The following is a 23,797-nucleotide window of genomic DNA, read 5'->3' on the forward strand; positions in this document are numbered from 1 at the left end:
AGGCCGCCACCCGGGGGGTGACGGCCTTCCGTTCGTCTGTGGAGCTACGGGGAATTGAACCCCGGACCTCTTGCATGCCATGCAAGCGCTCTACCAACTGAGCTACAGCCCCGCGACACACACAGTCTTCCGGGAAGAAGAAAATCTCCTGAGGGAACACTCCGGGTGCGGAGTGGAGCTACGGGGAATTGAACCCCGGACCTCTTGCATGCCATGCAAGCGCTCTACCAACTGAGCTACAGCCCCTCGTCGTCCGGATCTCCCGCTTCCCTTACCGGGCCGCGTTCCCTCCGTGCGAACGAGGAAAACTCTAACCGGTCGGACCCGGAACTGCGAAATCCGCCCTTTCCGGCCCCGCTCCGCACCCGCTCCGCGCCCTCGACCGGGCACACCGCGACGGACATCGCCCGGACACCGTCCCGACCGTGCCCGGGCACCACCCGGACACCGTCCGGACGGTGTCCGGACCGCTCAGGTGTCGTCGCCGATGACCGGCTGCGGCAGGGTGCCGGCGTTGTGCTCCAGCAGCCGCCAGCCCCGCGTGCCGAGGCCCAGCACGGACCAGCAGCAGTTCGACAGCCCGCCGAAGCACTCCCACAGCTCCGGCTCCAGGCCGAGCATCCGCCCCAGCACGGTGCGGATGGTGCCGCCGTGGCTGACCACCACCAGGGTGCCGTTCTCGGGCAGCTTGCCGACCGCGTCGAGCACCACCGGCACCGCGCGGTCCGCGACCTCGGTCGCGAGCTCGCCGCCGCCGCGCCGGACGGGTTCGCCCTGCGCCCAGGCCGCGAACTCCTCCGGGTAGCGCTCGCGGATCTCCGCGTTGGTCAGCCCCTGCCAGGAACCGGCATAGGTCTCGCGCAGGCACTCGTGGTGCTGGATGTCCAGGCCGGTCACCCCGGCCAGCTCGTCGGCGGTACGGCGGGCCCGCGAGAGGTCGGAGGAGACCAGCAGGTCAGGGCGCAGTCCGGAGAGCAGCCGGGCGGCGCGCCGCGCCTGCAGCACGCCCTCCTCGGTCAGCTCGATGTCCGTGGTGCCCTGGAAGCGCGATTCGAGGTTCCAGGAGGTCTGGCCGTGCCGCCAGAAGACGATGCGCGGACCTCGCGCCTCCCGGCTCAGCTGTAGTCCTCGGCGCCGAAGTCGTCCGCCGGGGCCTGCTCGGCCGGGGCCAGGGCGTTGCCGGCCGCGTCGGCGTGGGCGTCGGGGCGGTTGCGGGAGGCGATGGCGTCCTCCGGCAGCGGCAGCTCGGGGCAGTCCTTCCAGAGGCGGTCCAGCGAGTAGAAGGAGCGCTCCTCGGAGTGCTGGACGTGCACGACGATGTCGAGGTAGTCGAGCAGGACCCAGCGGCCCTCGCGCTCGCCCTCGCGGCGCACCGGCTTGATGTCCAGCTTCTCGCGCAGCTGGTCCTCGATCTCCTCGGCGATGGAACGGACCTGGCGGTCGTTGCTCGCGGAGGCGATCAGGAAGGCGTCGGTGATCGACAGCACCTCGCTGACGTCGAACGCGACGATGTTGTGGGCCAGCTTGTCGGCCGCCGCCTGGGCGGCGACGTTGATGAGTTCCTGGCTGTGCTCAGTGGCGGTCACGATGTACTTCCGGCTCGGCTGCTTGGGGTCGCCCGGCGCACGGGGCGCGGGGATCGCCTTCCAGGATCTCACGCCGCCCCGGCGGTCCCGGAACCGTTTTCCGGGACGGCCGGGCCGTGGGCCGACCCGGGGCGGGCCGCAGGGGCGCGCGGGGCGCCCCTGCGGCGGCCGGGGCCGGGCGAACCCCTACGGCGCCTTCGGCGGCGCGTAGTCCTTGCCGAGCACCACGACGAGGTCGGCGTTCTGGGCGTCGGTGACCTTCTTCACCGCCGTCTCCGGCAGGTTGAGGCTGGTCGCCAGGGACTTCGCGGCCGCCTGCCGGGCATCGTCGGTGTAGCGGATCTCACTGGCGGCCTGCGGCGCGGCCTTGGCCCCGCCGGGGACGAAGGTGAGGCCCGCGTTGACCACCTGGACCTGGGCGGCGGGCGCCGCCAGGTCGTTGCCGGAGGCGTCCTGGACGGAGACCCTGGCCGGCGCGTCGGCGCTGGTCGCGGACTTCACGGTGCCGCCGAGCACGTCCTTGACCTGCTTGCCGGCGGTGGCCTCGTCCAGCGAGCCGTCCGGCTTGACGGTCAGCGTGGCGGTGCCGAACTGCCCGTCCTTCGACTGCTGGGCGAGCTGGGCGAGCACTCCGGCGAGCGCGTCCTCGGGCAGGGAGGGGTCGAGCACCGCGTTCATCCGGTGCACGTCGTCCTTGGCGTCCTTGAACACGACCGGCATCGTGCGCACCACCGCGTCCATCACCTGGCCGAAGCGGGCGAGTTGGGCGTCCCGGCTCTCACCGGCGTTCTGGAGGGTGGCGTAGCCGACCGCGGCCTTTCCGCCGAGCAGGGTGTTCTTCCCGGCGGCGGCGAGCACCTTGCCGTCGGGCTTGCCGCCCTCGTGGATCTCGGCGTCGGTGTCCACCCGGACACCGCCGAGCTGGGTGACCAGCAGTTCCAGGTAGGGGGTGTCGAGCCGCCAGGTGCCGGCGACGGGGGCGCCGAGCACGGTGGTCAGGCCGTCCCGGGTGCCGGAGGCGCCGAGGGAGTCCATGGCCTGGCCGACGGTGGTGACCGGCGGGTCGCCGGGGCCGGGCAGCCGCAGGGTGTCCGGCAGGAGCAGCACGGTGCCCTTCTTGCCCGCGCTGTCGTTGACCAGCAGCGCGCTGGAGACCTTGCCCTGGAGGTCGCGCAGGTGGACGACGTTGACCTGGCGCGGACCGGCGGCGGCGGTGGCGGAGTCGCCCTTGTCGCGGGTGAACCAGAGGTAGCCGCCGGCGCCGGCACCGGCGACCGCGGCCACGGCGACGAGGCCGATCAGCCGGTTGCGGAGCTTTCGGCGGCGCTCGGCGCGCACCTCGCTGCGGGACTCGGCGAACTTGAGCCAGTCGATGACGTCCTCGGGCTCCGCCTCCTCCTCTTCGACGAAGGCGAACTCGCCGGTGGCGTAGTTGTCCTCGGCGCCGCCGGCGGTCCTGGACCGGGCCGTGCGGGAGCCGCCGACCTGCTCGGACGGCGGTTCGGGGCGGGCGGGGGCGGCCGGCCCGGCGGCGGCGGGACGCGGCACCCGGGCCCGCGGGGCGACCGGGGCCGCGGGCGCGGCCGGCTCCGGCTCGACGACGGCCGGCATCGGAGCGGTCGCGTACGCCTGCGCCGGGGACTGCGGCTGCGCGGGCTCCTGCGGCTGCTCGTACGGCTGGTAGCCCTGCTGCTGGTACTGGTCCTGGTAGCCGTAGCCGCCCTGCTGCTGGTACCCCTGGGCCGGCTGCTGCCCGTACTGGCCGGACTGGCCGGACTGCTCCCGGGGCTGCTCGTAGCCCTGCTGGTAGCCCTGCTGCTGGTACTGGTCCTGGTAGCCGTACTGGCCCTGCCCGTAGGGCGCGGACGGCACCGGCTGCCCGTACTGGTCGTACTGCTGGTGCTGCCCGGGCTGCTCGTACTGTCCGGACTGCTCGTACTGCCCCGACTGCTCGTAGATCCCCGGCTGCTGCTCGTACTGGTCGTACTGCTGCTGCTCGTAGCCGCCCTGCTGCTGGTAGGGCTGGTACTGCCCGGTCGACCAGTCGTCCGGCTGCCCGGGCTGCTGCCCCTGCGGTCCCCTGCGCTCGCTCATCCGTCGGCCCCTCCGGGATCAGGTCCGGTGCGGCGCGTAGAGCGCCCGCTTGTCGATGTAGCGGACCACGCCGTCCGGCACGAGGTACCAGACCGGCTCGCCCTTGGCGACCCGGTCGCGGCAGTCCGTGGAGGAGATGGCCAGCGCCGGGACCTCTACCAGGGAGACCCCGCCCACCGGGAGCCCGGCGTCGGTCAGCACGTGCCCCGGCCGGGTGCAGCCGATGAAGTGGGCGAGCGAGAAGAGCTCCTCGGAGTCGCGCCAGGAGAGGATCTGGGCGAGCGCGTCCGCACCGGTGATGAAGAAGAGGTCGGCGTCCGGGTGCAGCGCCCGCAGGTCGCGCAGGGTGTCGACGGTGTAGGTCGGTCCCTCGCGGTCGATGTCGATCCGGCTGACCGAGAACTGCGGGTTCTCCGCGGTGGCGATGACCGTCATCAGGTAGCGGTCCTCGGCCGGCGTGACCTCGCGGTCGCTCTTCTGCCAGGGCTGCCCGGTCGGGACGAAGATCACCTCGTCCAGGTGGAACGCGCTGGCGACCTCACTGGCCGCGACCAGGTGCCCGTGGTGGATCGGGTCGAAGGTGCCGCCCATGACGCCGACACGACGCTTCGCCGGCGCCGGTACACCGGGACTCCCGGTCTGCTCTCCCATGGCGCCACACCTTACGCGACGCCCGTTACGGTGCGGGAACGGCCGGGTGCCGGGCGTCCCGGGGGCGGTTGCGCACCCCGGGCCGCCGTCGGCCGGGCCGTCGCGTCCGGGTCAGCGGTCCCGGTTGAAGCGGGTGGTCACGAAGAGCAGCAGCAGAAGGACGAAGAACGCGGCGCCACCCGTCAGGTACGGGTTGAGGCTGTCGTGGTTGCCCCCCTCGCTCTCGTTGGCGAGAAGGTTCAGGACAGGGAGTGCGGCGGCAGTGCTCATGGTCGGCGGGACCTTCTCGGCTCGGATGACGGACAGGGGTGTCGTACGGGCCGGTGAGGGCCCACCCGTCATCGTACGGGGGGTTACAGGGCAACCGCTCGGCGGCCCACCACGTCTGAACCGCCGTGAGCCCTCGGCCGGGGACGCTCCGCCGCGGGGACGGTCAGCTGTTGCGACCGGCCCGCAGCAGGATCCAGGCGAGCAGGCCGACGCCGACGAAGGAGGAGATCAGGATGATCCGCAGGAAGAGCCCGGGACCGTTCTCCCCGGAGATCGGGGTGGCCAGGCTGACAAGGGCGGCGGTGGACATCGGCGGGCTCCTCGGACTGCTCGGTGCCGAGGCCGGAGGTGGCCCGGCTTTCCCCGGGCATTCAGGGTAAACCGCCCTCACACCGGGGCCGCCCACCGCCCCCGCAGACACGTCCGCGCCGCACCGACGGCCGCACCGACGGGCCCCGGAAGGCTCCTGCGGGTTCCCGGACGCACCCCGGACGGGCCCGCGGAGGGCCTCCGGCGCCGGGCCCGAACCGGCCCCCGAGGCGGCCCCGGACGGGCTCCCGGCGACACGTAGGGTGGCCGCGGGGACGAGTACGCAACCACGGACGTTGCACAGACAGTCGTTACAGGCGAAGGACCAGCGGGGGCCGGCCGGTTGCCGGGGCCGCCGTCGACAGGAGGTACTCACACCATGACCGACCCGATCGCGAAGACCCCGAGCCGGCGCCGCCAGCGCTTCCCGGAGATCTCCACCCGGGCCTGGGAGCACCCGGCCGACCGTTCCGCGCTCGTCGCGCTGCGCAAGCTCACCGGCTTCGACGACGTGCTGAAGAAGCTCGCCGGCCTGGTCTCCGAGCGCTCGATCCGGCTGATGTTCCTGGCCACCGCCGTGAAGACCTCCGAGCGGCAGTTCCCCGAACTGCACGGCATGGTGCGCGACGCGGCCTACGTGCTCGACCTCGACAAGGTGCCGGACCTCTACGTCAGCCAGGACCCGGCGGTCAACGCGTTCTGCATCGGCATCGACACGCCGGTGATCGTGGTCACCAGCGGCCTGGTCGAGCTGCTGGACGAGGAGGAGCTCCGCTCGGTGATCGGCCACGAGGTCGGTCACGCGATGTCCGGCCACGCGGTCTACCGGACGATGCTGATGATCCTCACCAACATCGCCGCCCGGATCGCCTGGGTGCCGCTCGGCAATCTGGCGATCATGGCGATCGTCACCGCGCTCAAGGAGTGGTTCCGCAAGGCCGAGCTCTCCAGCGACCGGGCCGGCCTGCTCGCCGGGCAGGACCTCCAGGCCTCGATGCGGGCGCTGATGAAGCTGGCCGGCGGCCACAACCTGGCCGAGATGAACGTGGACGCCTTCCTGGAGCAGGCCGAGGAGTACGAGAAGGCCGGCGACCTGCGCGACGGCGTGCTCAAGCTGCTGCAGGTGCTGCCGCAGAGCCACCCGTTCGCGGTGGTCCGGGTCGCCCAGCTGAAGAAGTGGGCCGAGAGCGAGGACTACCGCTCCATCCTGGCCGGCGCCTACCCGCGCCGCACCGACGACCCCAACACCTCGGTCGGCGACCAGTGGCGGGCGGCGGCCGACCACTACACGACCTCGGTGAAGGAGAGCAAGGACCCGCTGATGGGCCTGATCCGCGATGTCGCGGGCGGCGCGGCGACGGTCGGCGGCAAGCTCCGCGACACCTTCACCGGGGCCCGCGCCGGCGGCAACGGCTCCAGCAACGGTTCCAGCAACGGCAACGGCTCCAACGGAAGCGGCAGCGGCGACGGCGGCAACGGCGGTGCGTCCGGGACGAACTGAGCCCGGCCCCGCCCTGCGGCGGGCCCCGGCGGCCCCCGGTCACACCGACCGGGGGCCGCCGGGGGTTCCGGCCACGCCCACCGGCCGCGCCCACCGACCACCCGCCGCCAGTCCGTCCGTCCGTCCGCCATCCCACCGTCCGACCGCCCGCCCCGCGAGGAGCCGGGGCGCTCAGCCGCCCGCCAGCACCCCGCACACCTGCCAGGCCGGCCGGGCATGGTTGCCCGGGTCCACCGCCGACGGCCCGCCGGGCGGAGCGGCGGGATCCGTCCCGGCCAGCACCGGCTGCACCACCCCGGCCAGCGAGCCGTCGCACGGCGCCGGACCGGCCTGCAGCACCGAGTCGACCAGCCGCAGCTGCGCCGCCGCCAGGTCGATCCGGTCGAACTCGAAGGTCAGCTGCCGCCGCACGGTCTCCAGGGTGACCGGCGCCCCGGCGGGTGCCCCGGCGGCCTTCAGCGCGTAGACGAAGGTGTGGTCGGTGGTGATCCGCAGGGTGCCGCTGTCCGCCTCGTCGATCCGCATCGCCCCGGCCACCTTCACGGTGTCGGCGGCCAGCGCGACCTGTCCCGGGTCGAAGCGGACCAGCCAGCCGGTCAGCGCGTGGTGGCGGTCGTCGGTCGGCTGGAGCACGCTCGCGTCGAACTGGGCCTGCTCACCGGGCGTGACGAAGGCCCGCACCTCCGCGGTCGCCCCCTGCACCAGCACGGCGGGCGACAGCGAGGACGCCACCAGGTAGCGCTGCACGGTGTCGAGGGCCTTGGTCACCTCGACCCGGGAGAAGTGGCCGCTGGCCGCCCCGGCGGGCGTCCCCAGTCCGACCGCGCCGTCGCTGTAGCCCGGTGGCAGGGACACGAACGGGTTCGCCGGGTCGGCCACCGGGTGGACCGACGAGGCCGGGGTCAGCGCCACCAGGCTCACGGTCAGCTGGCTGCCCTGGGGCCGGGCCGTGGGCCGGGTCGGCGAGGTGACACCGAAGTACACGGCGGCGCCGAAGGCCAGCAGGATCACCAGCAGCAGGGCCAGCGCCTGCCGGGGCACACTGCCCAGCGGCCCCAGCCGGACCTTGGGCCGGGTGGCGCGGGCGAAGGAGCCGGAGAGCCGCTCGCGCGCGGACAGCTCCTGGATCCGGGCAGCCCGGACGAACGATTCGTCGAACACGACGGACCGGTACTCGTCCTCGTTCCCCGAACCACCGTCGGGCGCACCCTCCGGAGGCTCGCGCGGGTCACCCATGACACCAGGGTAAGGCGCATCCCCGCTCGGCCACGAGGGTCCTGCGGCAGATCACCGGAAGCTCTCCGTGACCGGTGGCAGCCGCCCCGGGGCGCGCCGGACCGGCCCGCCCGCCGGGCAGTGGCTCAGCCCGCCGGGCCGGTGACCACCAGCGACGGCTCGGCCGGCGGCGGCGCCGGGTCGACCCCGGCACTGCTGCTGCCGGACCCGGGCCGCTGAGGGGTACCGCCGGCCCCGCCCACGCCCTGGTAGATCGCCGCGACGGCCACCGCGACCAGGCTCACGCCCATGATCACGGCGAGCACCCAGGCCACCGGCCGGTGCCAGCGCTGCTGGGCGACGTACCGGCCGCGACCGGCGCCGATCGGGTCGAATCCGCCCGGGCGCCAGCGCCGCGAGCGCCGTCCGCCGGCCCGGCCGGGGCCGGACCACGGATCGGGGTAGAGGCGGTCGTCGTCGAGCCGGCTCGGGTACGGGCGCAGCTCCAGTGGCAGTCCGTCCGGGGCCGGGGGTTCGAAGCCCCAGCCGGGTCCGGCCGCGTCCGGCTCGAGACGGGCCTCGGCAGCGGCGAGCTGCCGCTCCTTGGCCGTCGGCTCGTGCACGGCGGCGGACCGGACGAACGCCTCGTCGAAGACCACGGTGGCGAACTCGTCGTCCGCACCACCGTGGTCGGCACCGTCGGGGTACGGCAAGCCCCCCACATCGTCAGCCACGGATTCAGCGTATTACCGGGCGGGCGATTTGTCTGGGGCTCGGGCCAGTTGGTCCGTCGCCCGTGTGACGGCGGGGCTGCCGGGCCCCGAACGGGGCGGGTTCAGCCGGCGTCGGCGGCGCCGCCCACGGTCTGCGTCGCCTCGCCCCGGACATGGCCGTCACCAGTGACGATGTACTTGGTGCTGGTCAGCTCGGGCAGGCCCATCGGGCCCCGGGCGTGCAGCTTCTGGGTGGAGATGCCGATCTCGGCGCCGAAACCGAACTCACCGCCGTCGGTGAACCGGGTCGAGGCGTTGACGGCGACCGTGGTGGAGTCGACGAGCTTGGTGAAGCGGCGGGCAGCGGTCTGCGAGCCGGTGACGATGGCCTCGGTGTGGCCGGAGGTCCAGCGGCGGATGTGCGCGACGGCGGCGTCCAGCGACGGGACGACGGCGGCCGCGATGTCGTACGACAGGTACTCGGCCTCCCAGTCCTCGTCGGTGGCGGGCAGCACGGTGGCGCCGGTGCCATCCGCGGCCTTGAGCACCGCCTCGTCGCCGTGCACGGTGACCCCGGCCCCGGCGAGCGCGGCGAGCGCGAGCGGCAGGAAGGCGTCGGCGATGTCCTGGTGGACGAGCAGGGTCTCGGCCGAGTTGCAGACGCTGACCCGCTGGGCCTTGGAGTTGAGCAGGATGCCGACGGCCATCGCGAGGTCGGCCTCGGCGTCCACGTAGACGTGGCAGTTGCCGGTGCCGGTCTCGATGACGGGGACGGTGGAGCCCTCGACGACGGTACGGATCAGCGAGGCGCCGCCGCGCGGGATGAGCACGTCGACGAGGCCGCGGGCGCGCATCAGCTCCTGGACGGAGTCCCGGCTCTCGCCGGGGACGAGCTGGATCGCGTCGGCCGGCAGCCCGGCCCCGGCGACGGCGTCGCGCAGCACGGCGACGAGGGCGGTGTTGGAGCGGTAGGCGGAGGCCGAGCCGCGCAGCAGCACGGCGTTGCCGGACTTCAGGCAGAGCGCCGCGGCGTCGGCGGTGACGTTGGGGCGGGCCTCGTAGATGATGCCGACCACGCCGAGCGGCACCCGGACCTGACGGACGTCCAGGCCGTTGGGCAGGGTGTAGCCGCGGACGACCTCGCCGACCGGGTCGGGCAGGCCGGCCACGTCGCGGACGTCGGAGGCGATGGCGGCGATCCGCTCCTCGGTGAGGGTGAGCCGGTCGACCACCGACTCGGGGGTGCCGGCCGCGCGGGCCCGGTCGACGTCCTCGGCGTTGGCGGCGGTGATCTCGGCGGTGCGGGCGACCAGGGCGTCGGCGATCGCCCGCAGCGCGGCGTCCTTCGCGGCGCGCGGCACCGGGGCGAGCGCGGCGGCGGCCTCCCTGGCTCGGCGCGCTACGGCGAGGACGGGGCTGTCGGCGGAGGCGGGGACGCTGCTCATGCGCCCAGGGTAGTGGAGGCCGTCGCCGCTCCCCCGCCCCGTTTCGCCCGGTGAGACGCCGTTCCCGGCCCCTGTCGCAGCGCCGTCCGGCCCTCGGCGGGGGTCAGTAGGGGTGGACGCCGCCCAGCTGCGGGGGCGGGCCGGCGAAGCCCTCGGCGACCCGTTTGTGGTAGGTCGCCCGGTCGACCACCTCCAGGCCGACGATCTCCCACGGCGGCAGCTTGGCCGTCGCCTTGTGCTCGCCCCACAGCCGCAGCGCGATCGCCGCCGCGTCGTGCAGGTCCCGGGCCTGCTCCCAGTAGCGGATCTCGGCGTGGTCGGCGGCGTAGCGGGCGGTCAGGAAGAACGAGTGGTCGTGCGCCAGCCGTTCCAGCCCGGCCCGCAGCTCGGTCAGCGGGGTGACCGGTCCGGCCACGCTGAGCACCACGTGCCAGAGCCGGGCCTGGTCGGGCGCGGCGGGCGGTTCGGCCGAGGTGCGCCGCTCCGTCGGGAGCCGGCGCACCGTGCCGGGACCCTCCGGCGGACCGGCCGGTCCGCCGGGGCACTCGTCCCCGCCGCCGTCGATGCTGGTCAGCCGTCGGCCCGCGGTTCCTCCGGTCAGCGCTGCCTCGCGCCTGCGTTCCACCGGCGGCCTCCTGTTCGGCGATGTCGTGTCGTCGTGCCCGCCGGCCCCGGCCGACGCGGATCCGACCGCGCCCCTCCTCGCCCGTGGCCGGGCGTGCTCCCCGCACGGAGCCGCCCCTGTTCCCGGCGGTCCGACGGCGGGTCAGCCGCGCAGGACGACCAGGTCGTCGCGGTGGACGACCTCCCGCTCGTAGGCGGCGCCGAACTCCTGGGCGAGGTCCCGGGTGGACCGGCCGAGCAGGCGGGGCAACTCCCTCGCATCAAAGTTGACCAGTCCGCGCGCCACGATGTGGCCGTTTTCGGCAAGAAGGTCCACCGGATCGCCCGCGGCGAACTCGCCGTCGACCTTGGTGACCCCGGCGGGCAGCAGCGAGGCGCCGCCGGAGACCACGGCCTCGACGGCCCCGGCGTCCAGGTGCAGGGTGCCGCGCGGGCTGCTGGCGTGGGCGAGCCAGAGCATCCGGTCGGAGGAGCGGCTGCCGGTGCGCAGGAACAGGGTGCCGGTGGGGCGGCCGGCGAGCGCGTCGGCGGCGTGGCTGGCGGCGGTGAGGACGACCGGGATGCCGGCGCCGGTGGCGATCCGGGCGGCCTCGACCTTGGTGACCATGCCGCCGGTGCCGACGCCCGCCTTGCCGGCGCTGCCGATCTCGACGCCGTCGAGGTCGTGCGGGCCGGCGACCCGGGCGATCCGGCTGCTGCCGGGGCGGCTGGGATCGCCGTCGTAGAGGCCGTCGACGTCGGAGAGCAGCACGAGCAGGTCGGCGCGGACGAGGTGGGCGACGAGCGCGGCCAGCCGGTCGTTGTCGCCGAACTTGATTTCGGCGGTGGCGACGGTGTCGTTCTCGTTGACGACCGGCATCGCGCCCATCGCCAGCAGCTGGTCCAGGGTGCGGTAGGCGTTGCGGTAGTGGGCGCGGCGGCTGGCGTCCTCGGCGGTGAGCAGGACCTGTCCGACGCGCAGCCCGTAGCGGGCGAAGGAGGCGGTGTAGCGGGCGATCAGCAGGCCCTGGCCGACGCTGGCGGCGGCCTGCTGGCGGGCGAGGTCCTTGGGCCGCCGCTCCAGGCCGAGCGGGGCGAGGCCGGCGGCGATGGCGCCGGAGGAGACGAGCACCACCTCGGGGGCGTCCGGGCGGGTGCGGACCTTGGCGAGCGCGTCGACGAGGGCGTCCACCCGGTCGGCGTCGATGCCGCCGGCGGCGGTGGTGAGTGAGGAGGAGCCGACCTTGACGACGATGCGCCGGGCGGTCAGCACCTCCGCCCGCAGTTCGTCCTCGCTCATCTCGGGTCTCGCCCTTCCGGTGTGGTGCGCTGGCGGCGGGCCCGGCCCGGCCGTATCCCCCGCAATCTACGCGATCGGGCCGCCCGGCCCGCACCGCGTTCCAGCCGCCGGACGGCCCGCGGGGCGGGTCCGCTCCACCCGGCGCCCCGTCAACGCGCGAGCCCCCGCCGCCCGTTGACGGGGCGGCGGGGGCTCGCGAGGCTCGCGGCGGGGACTCAGCTGTCCTCGTCGTCACCCTCGATGGAGGCCTGGCGGCCGCTGGAGAGCGCCTCGAAGGCGAGGTACTCGGCCTCGGCGGCGTCCCGGCCCTTCTGCTTCTCGCGGCGGCGGTCGACGGCCGGACGCTGGGTCTCCATGCGGTGGTCCTCACCGCGGCGGCCGAGCATCTCGGCGCCGGCGGCCATGGTCGGCTCCCAGTCGAAGACGACGGAGTTCTCGTCCGAGCCGATGACGACGGTGTCGCCCTCGTGGGCGCCGACCTTCCACAGCTTGTCCTCGACGCCGAGGCGGGCCAGCCGGTCGGCGAGGTAGCCGACGGCCTCGTCGTTGGAGAAGTCGGTCTGGCGGACCCAGCGCTCCGGCTTGACGCCGCGGATGCGGAAGACGCCGTCCTCCTCGATGATCGTGAAGCCCTCGTCGTCGACGGCGGTGGGCCGCAGCACGATCCGGGTGGACTCCTCCAGCGGCTTGGCCGCGCGGGCCTCGCCGACGATCTGCGCCAGGGCGAAGCTGAGCTCGCGCAGGCCCTTGCGGGAGGCGGCCGACACCTCGAAGACCCGGTAGCCGCGCTCCTCCAGGGAGGCGCGGGTCAGGTCGGCGATGTCCTGGCCGTCCGGCACGTCGATCTTGTTGAGGGCGACCAGTCGCGGACGGTCGTCGAGGCCGCCGTACTCGGAGAGTTCGGCCTCGATGGTCTCCAGGTCGGTCAGCGGGTCGCGGCCGGGCTCCAGGGTGGCGCAGTCCAGCACGTGGACCAGGACGGAGCAGCGCTCGACGTGGCGCAGGAACTCCAGGCCGAGGCCCCGGCCCTGGCTGGCGCCGGGGATCAGCCCGGGGACGTCGGCGATGGTGTAGACGGTGTCGCCGGCGGTGACCACGCCGAGGTTGGGGATCAGGGTGGTGAAGGGGTAGTCGGCGATCTTCGGCTTCGCGGCGGAGAGCACGGAGATCAGCGAGGACTTGCCGGCGCTCGGGTAGCCCACCAGGGCGACGTCGGCGACGGACTTGAGCTCCATGACGATGTCACGGGCGTCGCCGGGCTCGCCGAGCAGCGCGAAGCCGGGCGCCTTGCGGCGGGCGGAGGAGAGCGCGGCGTTGCCGAGGCCGCCGCGGCCGCCCTGGGCGGCGACGAAGCTGGTGCCGTGGCCGACCAGGTCGGCGAGCACGTTGCCCTCGCGGTCCAGGACGACGGTGCCGTCCGGCACGAGGAGCACGAGGTCCTGGCCGAGGGCACCGGTGCGGTTGCCGCCGGCACCGGGCTTGCCGTTGGTGGCCTTGCGCTTGGGCGAGTGGTGGTACTCGAGCAGGGTGGTGACCTGCGCGTCCACGGTGAGGACGACACTGCCGCCGTCCCCGCCGTTACCGCCGTCCGGGCCGCCGAGCGGCTTGAACTTCTCGCGGTGCACGGAGGCGCAGCCGTGGCCCCCGTTGCCCGCGGCGACATGAAGTTCGACGCGGTCCACGAAGGTGGTCATGGGTGTGCCTCCAGTGCGAAGAAGTCAGTGTTCTACCTGTAAAGCATGAAGGGTGGGCCGGAACATTCCGGCCCACCCTTCATTGTGAGTCTGGTGTGACTCAGGCCTCGACGGCCACGATGTTGACGACCTTGCGGCCGCGGCGGGTGCCGAACTGCACAGCACCGGCGGTCAGCGCGAACAGGGTGTCGTCGCCACCGCGGCCGACACCGGCACCCGGGTGGAAGTGGGTGCCGCGCTGGCGGACGATGATCTCGCCGGCGGAGACGACCTGGCCGCCGAAGCGCTTCACGCCGAGGCGCTGGGCGTTCGAGTCACGGCCGTTACGAGTAGAGCTTGCGCCCTTCTTGTGTGCCATTTTTCGCTATCCCCTTTACTTGCTGACCGAGTCGATGCTGGTGATGCGCACCGCGGTGTGCTTCTGGCGGTGACCCTGACGGCGACGGTAGCCCGTCTTGTTCTTGTAGCGCAGAATGACGATCTTGTCGCCCTTGGTGTGGTCGACCACCTCGGCGTGAGCCTTCACGCCGGCCAGCACCCACGGGTCGGAGGTGACGGCGTCACCGTCGACGACCAGGATGGTGGAGAGCTCCACCGAGTCACCCTGCTTGGCCTCAATACGGTCGATCTCCAGCACGTCGCCGACGGCGACCTTGTGCTGGCGGCCGCCTGCGCGAACGATCGCGTACATGCGGTACCTACTTTCCCAACTCGGTCGGAACTCTCGATGCCAGCCACCTGGGTACGGACACAGGGGCCTCCCCCGTCCCCCCTTGCGAGGGGCCGTCCTCTTGCGAGGACCGGGAGGTGATGTGCTCGGGAGCAAGGCGTAGACACGCCAGTGGTCAAGAATACGGGCCGGTCGCCGCTGGGGCAAACCGGCCCGTACGGGGCCCGGGCGGAGGGGTGTCCGCCCGGGACCGGGCCCTACTCGGCCGCCGTATCACCCTCGGCGGCCGCCGCCTTCTTGGCCGCCGCGCTCGTCCGCTTGGTGGCGGTCTTGCGGGCGGTGGTCTTCTTCGCCGCAGTCGTCGTCTTCTTGGCGACGGCGGCGGTGGTCTTCTTGGCGGCGGTCTTGCGGACCGCCCGCTTCTTCGGGGCCGGCGCCTCCTCGGCGGGCTCCTCGACCGCGTCCGGAGCGACCTCGGCAGCGGCGGCCTCGGCGGCCTCCGGGGCCTCGGCGGCGGCCGGCTCGGCCACGACCTCGGCCGGGGCCTCCTCGACCGCGGCCGGCTCGGCCTGCGGCTCCTCGACCGGGGTCTGCGCCGCCGTGGCCTGGGCTGCCGAGGAGGCCGCCAGGGCCGACTCCAGGGCCGCCTCGGCCTTGGCCTGCAGCACCACGATCTCCGCCCCGCCCGGCGCACCGGCCGGAGCCGTCGCCTTGCGGACCGCCCGACGGCGGGGCCGTCCGGCGGGGGCGGCGGCCGGAGCCGGGGCGACCGGCTCCTCGGCCGGGGCCTCGACCACGACCGGCGCGGCGGCGACCGGCTCGGCCACTACCTCGGCCTCGGCCTCGCCGGGAACCTCGATCGCCAGCTGGCCCTCGATCTCCTCGCGGACCGGCGCGGACTCGACGATCTCGAAGTCCTCGTCGGCCTCGTCGACCGGAGCGACCTCGGCCGCCTCGACGGCCTGCGACTCCTCGCCGGCGCCGCCCTTGCCCCGGCGGCGACGCTTGCCACTGCCCGTGCCCGCCTCGACAGCGGCCGCGCCGCCACCAGTGTGGGTGTGGGAGTGGGCGCTCGGCTGCTCCATGTGGACGATCACGCCGCGGCCGTTGCAGTGCACGCAGGGCTCGGAGAAGGACTCCAGCAGGCCCTGGCCGACCCGCTTGCGGGTCATCTGCACCAGGCCCAGCGAGGTGACCTCCGCCACCTGGTGCTTGGTCCGGTCCCGGCCCAGGCACTCCAGCAGACGGCGCAGCACCAGGTCGCGGTTGGACTCCAGGACCATGTCGATGAAGTCGATCACGATGATGCCGCCGAGGTCGCGCAGCCGCAGCTGGCGCACGATCTCCTCGGCCGCCTCGATGTTGTTCCGGGTGACCGTCTCCTCCAGGTTGCCGCCCTGGCCGACGAACTTCCCGGTGTTGACGTCGACGACGATCATCGCCTCGGTGCGGTCGATCACCAGCGAGCCGCCGCTGGGCAGCCAGACCTTGCGGTCCAGCGCCTTCATCAGCTGCTCGTCGATCCGGTAGGTGGCGAAGACGTCCACCTCGGAGGTCCACCGCTGGAGCCGCCCGGCGAGGTCCGGGGCCACGTTGGCGACGTAGTCGTGGATGGTGCTCCACGCCTCGGTGCCGGAGACGATGACCTTGGTGAAGTCCTCGTTGAAGATGTCGCGGACGACCCGGACGGTCATGTCCGGCTCCCCGTACAGCAGCGCCGGGGCGTTGCCGGAGGTCGCCTTCTTCCGGATGTCCTCCCACTGCTGCTGGAGGCGCTGGACGTCGCGGGTCAGCTCCTCCTCGGAGGCGCCCTCGGCGGCGGTGCGCACGATGACGCCCGCGTCGTCCGGGACGATCTTCTTGAGGATCTGCTTCAGACGGGCGCGCTCGTTCTCCGGCAGCTTGCGGGAGATGCCGGTCATCGAGCCCTCGGGCACGTAGACCAGGTAGCGGCCGGGCAGCGAGATCTGGCTGGTCAGGCGGGCGCCCTTGTGGCCGATCGGGTCCTTGGAGACCTGGACCAGCACGGACTGGCCGGACTTCAGCACCGACTCGATCCGACGCGGGCCGCCGTGGCCGCCCAGCGCGCCGAAGTTGACCTCACCGGCGTACAGGACCGCGTTGCGGCCCTTGCCGATGTCGACGAACGCGGCCTCCATCGACGGCAGCACGTTCTGGACCTTGCCCAGGTAGACGTTGCCGACGTACGAGGTGGCCTGCTCCTTGTTGACGTAGTGCTCGACGAGCACGCCGTCCTCGAGGACGCCGATCTGGGTGCGCTGGCCGTTCTGGCGCACCACCATGACGCGCTCGACCGACTCGCGGCGGGCCAGGAACTCGGCCTCGGTGATGATCGGCACCCGGCGGCGGCCCAGCTCGCGGCCCTCGCGGCGGCGCTGCTTCTTGGCCTCCAGACGAGTGGAGCCCTTGATGGACTGCACCTCGTCCGGGTCGAACGACGGCTCGGTGGAGCGGCGGCGCGGCTCGCGCACCTTCACCACGGTGCGGACGCCGTCCTCGGTGGTCTCGGCGACCTCCACGGCACCGGCCTCACCGCTGCGGCGGCGACGGCGACGGCGACGGCGCGAGGAGGACAGGCCGGCGGCCAGGTCGTCGTCGTCCTCGTCGTCCTCGTCGGCGGCCGCGACGGCCGGCTCCTCGACGGCGGGCTGCTCGGTCTCGGGGGCCTCGGCCTCCTCGTCGGCCTCACCGCGACGGCGGCGACGGCCGCCCCGGCGGCGACGGCGCGACGGGCGACCGTCCTCCCACTCGTCCTCGGCCTCGGGGCCGGTGGCGGGGGCGGCGACGGCCGGGGTCTCCACGGCGGCGGGCGCCTCGACCACGACGGGGGCCTTGACGGCGGCCGGCGCCTTGACGGCAGGGGCCTTCGCGGCAGCGGTCTTCGCGGCGGGGGCCTCGACCCGCTCCGCGGCGGCGGCGGAGCGCCTGCCCCGGGCGGGGGTCTGCACCCGCACCGAGGTGCGGCGACGGCGGCCGACACCGCTGTACTCGAACTCCTCCTCCTCGCGCTGCGGCGCGGCCGGGGCGGACTTCGCCTCGACGGCGGCCGGCTGCGCGGCGGGGGCGGGGGCGGGCTGGGCGACCGGGGCCGCCTGGGCCGCCGGAGCGGTCGGGGCGACGAAGGGGGCGGGCTCCTGGAAGACCGGGGCCTGGAAGATCGCGGTGGACGGGCGGACCGCGCGGCGGCGCACCCGCTGCGGCGGCTCGGCCGACTCGACGACCGGCGCCGGGGCGACCGGCTCCTCGACCGGGACCTCCTCGGCCACGGGCTCCTCGACCTCGGCCTCATCGGCCACCGGCTCCTCGACCACCACGGGGGCGGCCTCGACCACCCGGCGGCGGCGGGGACGGCGCGCCGGGGCGGCCGGCTCCTCCACGGCGGCGGGGGCCTCGACGACCACCGGCTCCGCCGCGGCGGCGGGCGCCTCGACCGCGGGAGCGGCCTCGGGCTCGGCCTTCTTGCGGGTCCGACGGGCCCGCACGGGCTTCTCCGCCGGCTCCGTCTCCGTCTTGTCGGCCTTCGCGGCCTTCTCCGCCCTGGGGGCCTTCTCCGCCTTCGCGGCGGCGACCGGGGCCGGCTCGGCCTCCGGCGCGGTGACCACGATCGAGGAGTCCTCGGGCGCTCCGGCGGGCGCCTCGGCCCGCTTACGGGTGCGGCGGGCCCGGACCGGCTTCTCCGCCGCCGGCTCGGCGGCGGCCTCGGCGACCGGCGCTTCTGCCGGACGGGTGGCCTCGGCCTCGGCCTGGACGACCGTCTCGGCGGCCTCGGCGGCAGCGCCCTGAGGCGCTCCGGCCGGGCGGGACACGGCGCGGCGACGCCGGCGCGGCGGCGCGGCGGACGCGCTGTCGCCGCCGGTCCCGGCGGTGTCGTTCGGTTCCGTGGCCGCAGGCTGCTGCGGATCGGTGTTATCGAGCATGCGGGTGGATCTCCCGTCAGGCCCCCGGGCTCCGCATCCGGGCACGGCACGGCACCGGTGGCCGGCCGGCATCACGACGATGCTCGGCCCGGACCCTCTCACGGTGCCGCCGCGCGGACGCGAGGCCGCACAGGGGCTCGTAGTCTCGCTCGGCGCCCCGCCCTCGGCGGGGTGTCGAAAGTCTTCTGGTCTGACCAGTCTTCTGAGGTTTTCCCAAGCTGCGCCGTCCCCCAACCCCGGGTGGCTCCCGGACGGGGTCCTCGGGCCCACCGACCATCGGGGTCGGCGGGCCGCAAGAGGCCGGCCTGTGCTTCGACGACGCTCGCTCCCCTGGGGAGCAGCGGGGGCCTGGAGAACCAGCGGGCCCAGTGGGGAACTGGACCCGGCCTCCGCCCGCTAGGCGGACGCGGTTGCGCGCGGCTCGCCGACCGCCAGAGGGTCGGCCTGGGCCGCGGCGCGGTCGAGCGCCAACGGGTCGGTCACCGTGCCGGTCCCCTCGTCGAGCGGCCCCTGCGCCAGCCTGGTCACCTCTGCGGGGACCGGCGGCGCCAGGTCGGCCGTCGCACGGAGACCGGACAACACGTCGTCGGGTCGTACGGCGGGTGTGGCGTGTCGTACTACCAGGCGCAGTATCGCACAGGGACGCCCGGTCCGAACATCGAGGGTCTCTTCGCCCTCCGTGTCCGCACCGCCGTCGACCTGCGACGGGAGGAGCTCAAGAGCCGCCACCGCCCCGCGCGCGTCGAAGACCCGCAGACCGTTCTTGGTGAGGCGTTCGACCTCGACCCGCTCCTCGGCGAGGAACAGGGCGGCCGCGCGGGCCGCCTCCTGCGGCTCGACGCCGTCGAGCCGCACCCGCCACTCGGAGGCCTCCAGGCGCTCCACGAAGTTGGGCGTCCGCACCTCGACCGCGTCGATCACGTCCAGTCCCTCGGGCAGCGACTCGTCCAGTTGGACGCGCAGCTCCTCCGGGTCCCGGTGGGCCGCGAGGCCGATCTCCAGGTACTCCGCCTCACTGGCCACACCGGTCGGCGCGGCATTGGCGTAGGACACCTTGGGGTGCGGGGTGAAGCCGGCCGAGTAGGCCATCGGCACCACCGACCGGCGCAGGGCGCGCTCGAAGGCGCGTTGGAAGTCGCGGTGGCTGGTGAAGCGGAGCCGGCCGCGCTTGGTGTAGCGGAGACGAATCCGCTGCACCGTCGGCGCGGGCGGCGGACCGTCGGGCGTACGGCGTGCCAGGGTCGCTCAGTCCTTCGTCAGTGGTCCCCGTCCGCGGCGGCGGCGATTTCCCGCCACTGTCCGGACTCTTACACCTCAAAGGGTACGCGCCCCCACCCACCCCTCGCTCCGCCCCCGCCCGCCAGGGCCCCGTCCTCAGTCGAGCGATCCGGGCTCCGCGAGCCACCGGGTCTTCAGCTCGGAGTACTTGGCGACGGTCTCGAAGTCCCGGTCGTAGTGCAGCACGGTCAGCCCGTGGTGCAACGCGGTCGCAGCCAGGAGCAGATCCACCACTCCTGCAGAGCGATGGGCCCCCGATTCGGCCAGTGCGAACCGGAGCTCCCTGACCCGGCGCCATACATCGTCCGGCGTGACCCACCAGGTGTACAGGCGGTCGAGCTGTACCGACATCGCCCGCATCTCGGCAGCCGAACGGGCGGAGTAGAGCAGCTCCGCCTCAACCGCCGAGCACATGCCGACCCGCCCGCCGGTCAGCGCCTCGCTCCACAGGGCCAACGCCGCAGGCCGCGTCACCAACCGCGCCGCAGCAGACGAATCGATCAGGAAATCTTCCCGGTCTCCCATTCGGCCCCACCCTGCTTTCCCCGCCAGGCCTCATCCTTGAAGTCCGGCTCCAGCGTCCGGTCGAACGCGCCGTCCTCAGCCAGCCGCACGAGTTCCTTCAGTGCGAGCTCCCTGCGACGCCGCGCCCCTATCTCGATCAGGGCCGCGTTGACCGTGTCCTTCTTGGTGGTCGTTCCGAGCACCTCGGCAGCCAGAGCCAGAGCCTCATCATCGATATCGATGACCGTCTTCGACATATGCTACACCACCCTCTATGTATATACACACACTCCCATAGGCACCACCTGGGCCGCAAGTCCATTCGGACAAGTCGAAGCCCCCTCGGATATATCCGAGGGGGCTTCGACATCAAAGAACTACTTGTTCACCACGGTGAGCGGGAGCATCGTCTTCCCGGTCGGACCGATTTGGATGGCCGTGTCCATCTGGGGGCACACGCCGCAGTCGAAGCACGGCGTCCAGCGGCAGTCGTCGACCTCGACCTCCTCCAGGGAGTCCTGCCAGTCCTCCCACAGCCAGTCCTTGTCGAGGCCGCTGTCCAGGTGGTCCCAGGGCAGGACCTCCTCGTAGCCGCGCTCGCGGGTGGTGTACCAGTCGACGTCGACGCCGGTGCCGGCCAGGCCCTTCTCGGCGGAGGCCATCCAGCGGTCGTAGGAGAAGTGCTCGCGCCAGCCGTCGAAGCGGCCGCCGTCCTCGTAGACCGCGCGGATGATCGCGCCGACCCGGCGGTCGCCGCGGGAGAGCAGGCCCTCGACGATGCCGGGCTTGCCGTCGTGGTAGCGGTAGCCGATGTTCTTGCCGTACTTGCGGTCGCCGCGGATCGAGTCGCGCAGCTTGGCCAGGCGGGCGTCGGTGGCCTCGGCGGACAGCTGCGGGGCCCACTGGAACGGGGTGTGCGGCTTGGGCACGAACCCGCCGATGGAGACGGTGCAGCGGATGTCGTTCTGGCCGGTGACCTCGCGGCCCTTCTGGATGACGTTCTTCGCCATCTCGCCGATCTGGAGCACGTCCTCGTCGGTCTCGGTGGGCAGGCCGCACATGAAGTACAGCTTCACCTGGCGCCAGCCGTTGCCGTACGCGGTGGAGACGGTGCGGATGAGGTCCTCCTCCGACACCATCTTGTTGATCACCTTGCGCATGCGCTCACTGCCGCCCTCGGGGGCGAAGGTGAGGCCGGAGCGGCGGCCGTTGCGGCTGAGCTCGTTGGCGAGGTCGATGTTGAAGGCGTCGACGCGGGTGGACGGCAGCGAGAGGCCGACCTTGTCCTCCGTGTAGCGGTCGGCCAGGCCCTTGGCGATCTCACCGATCTCGGTGTGGTCGGCGGAGGACAGCGACAGCAGGCCGACCTCCTCGAAGCCGGTGGCCTTGAGTCCGCGGTCGACCATCTCGCCGATGCCGGTGATGCTTCGCTCCCGCACGGGGCGCGTGATCATGCCGGCCTGGCAGAAGCGGCAGCCGCGGGTGCAGCCGCGGAAGATCTCCACGGACATCCGCTCGTGCACGGTCTCCGCGAGCGGGACGAGCGGCTGCTTGGGGTAGGGCCACTCGTCGAGGTCCATCACGGTGTGCTTGGAGACCCGCCACGGCACGCCGGGGGCGTTCGGCACGACCCGGGCGATCCGGCCGTCCGGCAGGTACTCGACGTCGTAGAACCTCGGCACGTACACGCCGCCGGTGCGGGCCAGCCGCAGCAGCAGCTCGTCGCGGCCGCCCGGGCGGCCCTCGGCCTTCCACTCCCGGACGATCCTGGTGATGTCGAGCACAGCCTGCTCGCCGTCACCGATCACCGCGCAGTCGATGAAGTCCGCGATCGGCTCGGGGTTGAACGCGGCATGGCCGCCGGCCAGCACGACCGGGTGGTCCTCGGTGCGGTCGCGGGACTCCAGCGGGATGCCGGCCAGTTCGAGCGCCGTCAGCATGTTGGTGTAGCCGAGCTCGGTGGAGAAGGAGAGCCCGAACACGTCGAACGCCTTCACCGGCCGGTGGGCGTCCACCGTGAACTGGGGCACGCCGTGCTCGCGCATCAGCGCCTCCAGGTCCGGCCACACGCTGTAGGTGCGCTCGGCGAGGACGCCCTCCTGCTCGTTGAGCACCTCGTAGAGGATCATGACGCCCTGGTTGGGCAGCCCCACCTCGTAGGCGTCGGGGTACATGAGCGCCCAGCGGACGTCGCAGGCGTCCCAGTCCTTGACGGTCGAGTTGAGCTCGCCGCCGACGTACTGGATCGGCTTCTGGACGTGCGGGAGGAGAGCCTCCAGGCGTGGGAAGACCGATTCGACAGTCATGAGTACCAGGAACCCTTACGACGTTCGGAACCGCCGCGCGCTCAGCACGGCGACGGCTGGGTGGGGTGACCCTCAAGAGTAGCCGAACCGCCGTGTTCCCCGGCCCGGGTGCCTTCGCCCCCGGGACCCGCCGCGGGCCGCGCGACCGCCCGTGCCGGGGGGTGTACGGACAGGTCCCGGCACGTGAACGCGGCCCCACCGCGGGACCCCGGCGACTGTTGACACGCTCCGAGGCCGCGTGCGGTACTGGCAAGGCTCCACCGGAAGGTCCTGTGCGTCCCCGGGACAAGGGAGTCGGCCGCGCGCGAACCGGCCGTGCCGGGCGGCCCGGCACGACCCCGCGCCGGACTCCCGGCCCAGGCCCCGCCCGCGCCGACCCGCCCGCCCGCCCCCGAGGACTGGAGAGTCATGACCGACACGGGCCGGCGGACGCGCCGGATCGACAGCCCGTGCAACGACACCGAGAGCTACCCGACCGTGGCCCGGGCGATCGCCGCAGCCCGCGGGCTGGCCCGCCGCCACCCCGGCCGCTGCCGGGTGCGCGAGGTGGGCCGTTCCCGCGCCGGACGCCCGCTGGTACTGCTCTCGGTGGACGACGGCGAGCACACCGTCCTCGTGGTCGGCGGCCCGCACCCGAACGAGCCGGTCGGCCTCGCCTCCGCCGTCCGGCTCGCCGAGCAGGCGCTGGCGCAGCCGCCCCGCCCCGGGGTCGGCTGGCACGTCCTGCTCTGCCTGGACCCGGACGGCGCCGCGCTGAACGAGGGCTGGCTGAACGGGCCGCTCACCGCGGCCCGGCACTACGAGCACTTCTTCCGGCCCGCCTTCCACGAGCAGCCCGAGCTGCTGCCGCACCCGGACGGGCCGCTCACCCCGATGCCGGAGAGCCGGGTGCTGACCGGGCTGATCGACGAGCTGCGCCCGGTGCTCCAGTGCTCGCTGCACGGCGTGGACTTCGGCGGCGCCTTCGTCCAGCTCACCCGGCCGCTGCCGGCCCTCGCCGGGCGCTTCGCCCGTTCGGCGGCCCGCGGCGGCATCCCGCTGGACGTCGACTCCTACGACGCGCTCGGCTGGGCCAGCCCGGCGCCCGGCACCTATCTGATGCCGCTGCCGGGCCGGAGCCGGCAGCCGCTGCCGGACCGCCCCGAGCTGTCCACCTGGGCGTACGCGGGGCGCCACGGCGGGACGACGGCGGTGCTGGAGGTCCCGATGTGGGCGGTCGACGCGGTCGGCGACCACCGCCCGGCCCCGGACGTGGCCGCCGCCATGGCGGCCTGCGCGGACCGGCTGCGGTCCCGGGTGGCGGAGCTGACCGCCCTGCTGCCGCAGGTGCCGACGCACGCGGGGGTGGCGTACGGGCCGCTGCTGCGCTCGGTCGAGTTCAATCTGGCGGTCTGCCCGCCGGTGGTGGACGACTGGCTGGCGAACTGGTCGGCGGCGGCGCTGTCGGTGTCCCGGGTGACGACGGCCCGCATCGTCGCCGAGCGGTTGCCGCTGCGGATCGCCGCGATGCTGCTGCGGCTGCTCGCGGACAGCGGCGGCCCGGCGGCGGACACGGCCCGGGCGCGGGCCCGGGGGGTGGCGGCGGCGAGCCTGGAGGGCCTGCAGCGGCTGGGCGCCCGCTGGGTCCCGGTCGAGACCCAGGTCGCCCACCAGACCAGGGCGGTGCTCGCCGCCGCCGACCTGCTGCTGCCGTAGCACCCGGGCGTACGGCGAGGGCCGG

21 protein-coding genes and 2 tRNA genes are annotated in these 23,797 nt (G+C 73.6%); 2 read left to right on the forward strand and 21 right to left on the reverse strand.

From position 1 onward, the window contains the following. Positions 1-39 precede the first annotated feature (39 nt). The 8 genes from OG715_RS15620 to OG715_RS15655 form a co-directional block, all read right to left on the reverse strand. Positions 40-112 (reverse strand) — tRNA-Ala (locus tag OG715_RS15620). 61 nt (positions 113-173) lie between these two features. Then, positions 174-246: transfer RNA gene (locus tag OG715_RS15625), tRNA-Ala, on the reverse strand. A gap of 225 nt (positions 247-471) precedes the next feature. Next, on the reverse strand, positions 472-1,119 hold the full coding sequence (locus OG715_RS15630) for a histidine phosphatase family protein (protein WP_266271685.1): 648 nt from the start codon (positions 1,117-1,119) through the stop codon (positions 472-474). Further along, entirely contained in the window at positions 1,116-1,586 is a 471-nt protein-coding gene (gene rsfS, locus OG715_RS15635) for a ribosome silencing factor (protein WP_266269375.1), read from the reverse strand. The genes OG715_RS15630 and rsfS overlap by 4 nt, the downstream gene beginning before the upstream one ends. A 186-nt stretch (positions 1,587-1,772) precedes the next feature. Next, entirely contained in the window at positions 1,773-3,680 is a 1,908-nt protein-coding gene (locus OG715_RS15640; RefSeq protein ID WP_266269377.1) for an LCP family protein, read from the reverse strand. Positions 3,681-3,698: 18 nt separating this feature from the next. Beyond that, positions 3,699-4,331 carry a nicotinate-nucleotide adenylyltransferase gene (gene nadD / locus OG715_RS15645; RefSeq protein WP_266269378.1) on the reverse strand — a complete coding sequence of 211 codons (633 nt, stop codon included), beginning with the start codon at positions 4,329-4,331 and terminating at the stop codon, positions 3,699-3,701. Between the two features lie 111 nt (positions 4,332-4,442). Beyond that, positions 4,443-4,601 carry a hypothetical protein gene (locus tag OG715_RS15650; protein ID WP_167349791.1) on the reverse strand — a complete coding sequence of 53 codons (159 nt, stop codon included), beginning with the start codon at positions 4,599-4,601 and terminating at the stop codon, positions 4,443-4,445. A gap of 163 nt (positions 4,602-4,764) precedes the next feature. Next, positions 4,765-4,911, reverse strand: coding sequence for a hypothetical protein (locus tag OG715_RS15655; protein WP_266269379.1), 147 nt, complete (start codon positions 4,909-4,911; stop codon positions 4,765-4,767). A gap of 378 nt (positions 4,912-5,289) precedes the next feature. Between OG715_RS15655 and OG715_RS15660 the strand changes: the two genes are divergently transcribed. Beyond that, positions 5,290-6,411, forward strand: coding sequence for a M48 family metallopeptidase (locus tag OG715_RS15660; protein ID WP_266269380.1), 1,122 nt, complete (start codon positions 5,290-5,292; stop codon positions 6,409-6,411). A 171-nt stretch (positions 6,412-6,582) separates the two neighbouring features. Here the strand turns inward: OG715_RS15660 and OG715_RS15665 are convergent, their stop codons facing one another. From OG715_RS15665 to OG715_RS15725, 13 genes are all read right to left on the reverse strand, one after another. Then, positions 6,583-7,647 carry an SCO2583 family membrane protein gene (locus tag OG715_RS15665; protein WP_266269382.1) on the reverse strand — a complete coding sequence of 355 codons (1,065 nt, stop codon included), beginning with the start codon at positions 7,645-7,647 and terminating at the stop codon, positions 6,583-6,585. A 125-nt stretch (positions 7,648-7,772) separates the two neighbouring features. Beyond that, positions 7,773-8,360 (reverse strand): SCO2584 family spore wall biosynthesis protein, encoded by a 588-nt coding sequence (locus OG715_RS15670; RefSeq protein WP_266269383.1) that lies wholly within the window; start codon positions 8,358-8,360, stop codon positions 7,773-7,775. Positions 8,361-8,461: 101 nt separating this feature from the next. Further along, on the reverse strand, positions 8,462-9,784 hold the full coding sequence (locus OG715_RS15675; RefSeq protein ID WP_266269384.1) for a glutamate-5-semialdehyde dehydrogenase: 1,323 nt from the start codon (positions 9,782-9,784) through the stop codon (positions 8,462-8,464). 103 nt (positions 9,785-9,887) lie between these two features. After that, positions 9,888-10,409 (reverse strand): hypothetical protein, encoded by a 522-nt coding sequence (locus OG715_RS15680; protein WP_266269385.1) that lies wholly within the window; start codon positions 10,407-10,409, stop codon positions 9,888-9,890. A gap of 141 nt (positions 10,410-10,550) precedes the next feature. Beyond that, the gene (gene proB / locus OG715_RS15685) at positions 10,551-11,687 is read right to left on the reverse strand and encodes a glutamate 5-kinase (RefSeq protein WP_266269386.1); all 1,137 of its coding nucleotides are present in this window, start codon (positions 11,685-11,687) and stop codon (positions 10,551-10,553) included. 215 nt (positions 11,688-11,902) lie between these two features. Then, positions 11,903-13,381: a GTPase ObgE gene (gene obgE / locus OG715_RS15690; protein ID WP_266269387.1), complete on the reverse strand. Its 1,479-nt coding sequence runs from the start codon at positions 13,379-13,381 to the stop codon at positions 11,903-11,905. A 100-nt stretch (positions 13,382-13,481) separates the two neighbouring features. Beyond that, entirely contained in the window at positions 13,482-13,739 is a 258-nt protein-coding gene (gene rpmA, locus OG715_RS15695; protein WP_030397425.1) for a 50S ribosomal protein L27, read from the reverse strand. A 15-nt stretch (positions 13,740-13,754) separates the two neighbouring features. Then, entirely contained in the window at positions 13,755-14,072 is a 318-nt protein-coding gene (rplU, locus tag OG715_RS15700; RefSeq protein WP_266269388.1) for a 50S ribosomal protein L21, read from the reverse strand. A gap of 236 nt (positions 14,073-14,308) precedes the next feature. After that, positions 14,309-17,989 (reverse strand): Rne/Rng family ribonuclease, encoded by a 3,681-nt coding sequence (locus tag OG715_RS15705; RefSeq protein WP_266269389.1) that lies wholly within the window; start codon positions 17,987-17,989, stop codon positions 14,309-14,311. Between the two features lie 396 nt (positions 17,990-18,385). Further along, positions 18,386-19,186 (reverse strand): TIGR03936 family radical SAM-associated protein, encoded by an 801-nt coding sequence (locus tag OG715_RS15710; protein ID WP_266269390.1) that lies wholly within the window; start codon positions 19,184-19,186, stop codon positions 18,386-18,388. Positions 19,187-19,363: 177 nt separating this feature from the next. Further along, the gene (locus tag OG715_RS15715; protein ID WP_327064147.1) at positions 19,364-19,792 is read right to left on the reverse strand and encodes a PIN domain nuclease; all 429 of its coding nucleotides are present in this window, start codon (positions 19,790-19,792) and stop codon (positions 19,364-19,366) included. Further along, entirely contained in the window at positions 19,768-20,028 is a 261-nt protein-coding gene (locus OG715_RS15720) for a type II toxin-antitoxin system VapB family antitoxin (RefSeq protein WP_266269392.1), read from the reverse strand. The genes OG715_RS15715 and OG715_RS15720 overlap by 25 nt, the downstream gene beginning before the upstream one ends. Positions 20,029-20,148: 120 nt before the next feature. Continuing rightward, positions 20,149-22,077 (reverse strand): TIGR03960 family B12-binding radical SAM protein, encoded by a 1,929-nt coding sequence (locus tag OG715_RS15725; protein ID WP_266269393.1) that lies wholly within the window; start codon positions 22,075-22,077, stop codon positions 20,149-20,151. A gap of 408 nt (positions 22,078-22,485) precedes the next feature. On the opposite strand from OG715_RS15725, the gene OG715_RS15730 reads away from it, so the two are divergent. Then, positions 22,486-23,772, forward strand: a complete 1,287-nt coding sequence (locus OG715_RS15730) for a M14 family zinc carboxypeptidase (protein ID WP_266269394.1) — start codon at positions 22,486-22,488, stop codon at positions 23,770-23,772. The last annotated feature ends 25 nt before the right edge of the window (positions 23,773-23,797 follow it).

Origin of the sequence: Kitasatospora purpeofusca, assembly GCF_036010405.1 — a bacterium.
GTDB classification, from domain to species: domain Bacteria; phylum Actinomycetota; class Actinomycetes; order Streptomycetales; family Streptomycetaceae; genus Kitasatospora; species Kitasatospora purpeofusca.

Bases quoted from the DNA above. Each gene is read 5' to 3' on its own strand.
- OG715_RS15640 (WP_266269377.1), bottom strand. From the start codon at position 3,680: ATGAGCGAGCGCAGGGGACCGCAGGGGCAGCAGCCCGGGCAGCCGGAC.
- nadD (WP_266269378.1), bottom strand. From the start codon at position 4,331: ATGGGAGAGCAGACCGGGAGTCCCGGTGTACCGGCGCCGGCGAAGCGT.
- OG715_RS15650 (WP_167349791.1), bottom strand. From the start codon at position 4,601: ATGAGCACTGCCGCCGCACTCCCTGTCCTGAACCTTCTCGCCAACGAG.
- OG715_RS15655 (WP_266269379.1), bottom strand. From the start codon at position 4,911: ATGTCCACCGCCGCCCTTGTCAGCCTGGCCACCCCGATCTCCGGGGAG.
- OG715_RS15660 (WP_266269380.1), top strand. From the start codon at position 5,290: ATGACCGACCCGATCGCGAAGACCCCGAGCCGGCGCCGCCAGCGCTTC.
- OG715_RS15665 (WP_266269382.1), bottom strand. From the start codon at position 7,647: ATGGGTGACCCGCGCGAGCCTCCGGAGGGTGCGCCCGACGGTGGTTCG.
- OG715_RS15675 (WP_266269384.1), bottom strand. From the start codon at position 9,784: ATGAGCAGCGTCCCCGCCTCCGCCGACAGCCCCGTCCTCGCCGTAGCG.
- proB (WP_266269386.1), bottom strand. From the start codon at position 11,687: ATGAGCGAGGACGAACTGCGGGCGGAGGTGCTGACCGCCCGGCGCATC.
- obgE (WP_266269387.1), bottom strand. From the start codon at position 13,381: ATGACCACCTTCGTGGACCGCGTCGAACTTCATGTCGCCGCGGGCAAC.
- rpmA (WP_030397425.1), bottom strand. From the start codon at position 13,739: ATGGCACACAAGAAGGGCGCAAGCTCTACTCGTAACGGCCGTGACTCG.
- rplU (WP_266269388.1), bottom strand. From the start codon at position 14,072: ATGTACGCGATCGTTCGCGCAGGCGGCCGCCAGCACAAGGTCGCCGTC.
- OG715_RS15705 (WP_266269389.1), bottom strand. From the start codon at position 17,989: ATGCTCGATAACACCGATCCGCAGCAGCCTGCGGCCACGGAACCGAAC.
- OG715_RS15715 (WP_327064147.1), bottom strand. From the start codon at position 19,792: ATGGGAGACCGGGAAGATTTCCTGATCGATTCGTCTGCTGCGGCGCGG.
- OG715_RS15720 (WP_266269392.1), bottom strand. From the start codon at position 20,028: ATGTCGAAGACGGTCATCGATATCGATGATGAGGCTCTGGCTCTGGCT.
- OG715_RS15725 (WP_266269393.1), bottom strand. From the start codon at position 22,077: ATGACTGTCGAATCGGTCTTCCCACGCCTGGAGGCTCTCCTCCCGCAC.
- OG715_RS15730 (WP_266269394.1), top strand. From the start codon at position 22,486: ATGACCGACACGGGCCGGCGGACGCGCCGGATCGACAGCCCGTGCAAC.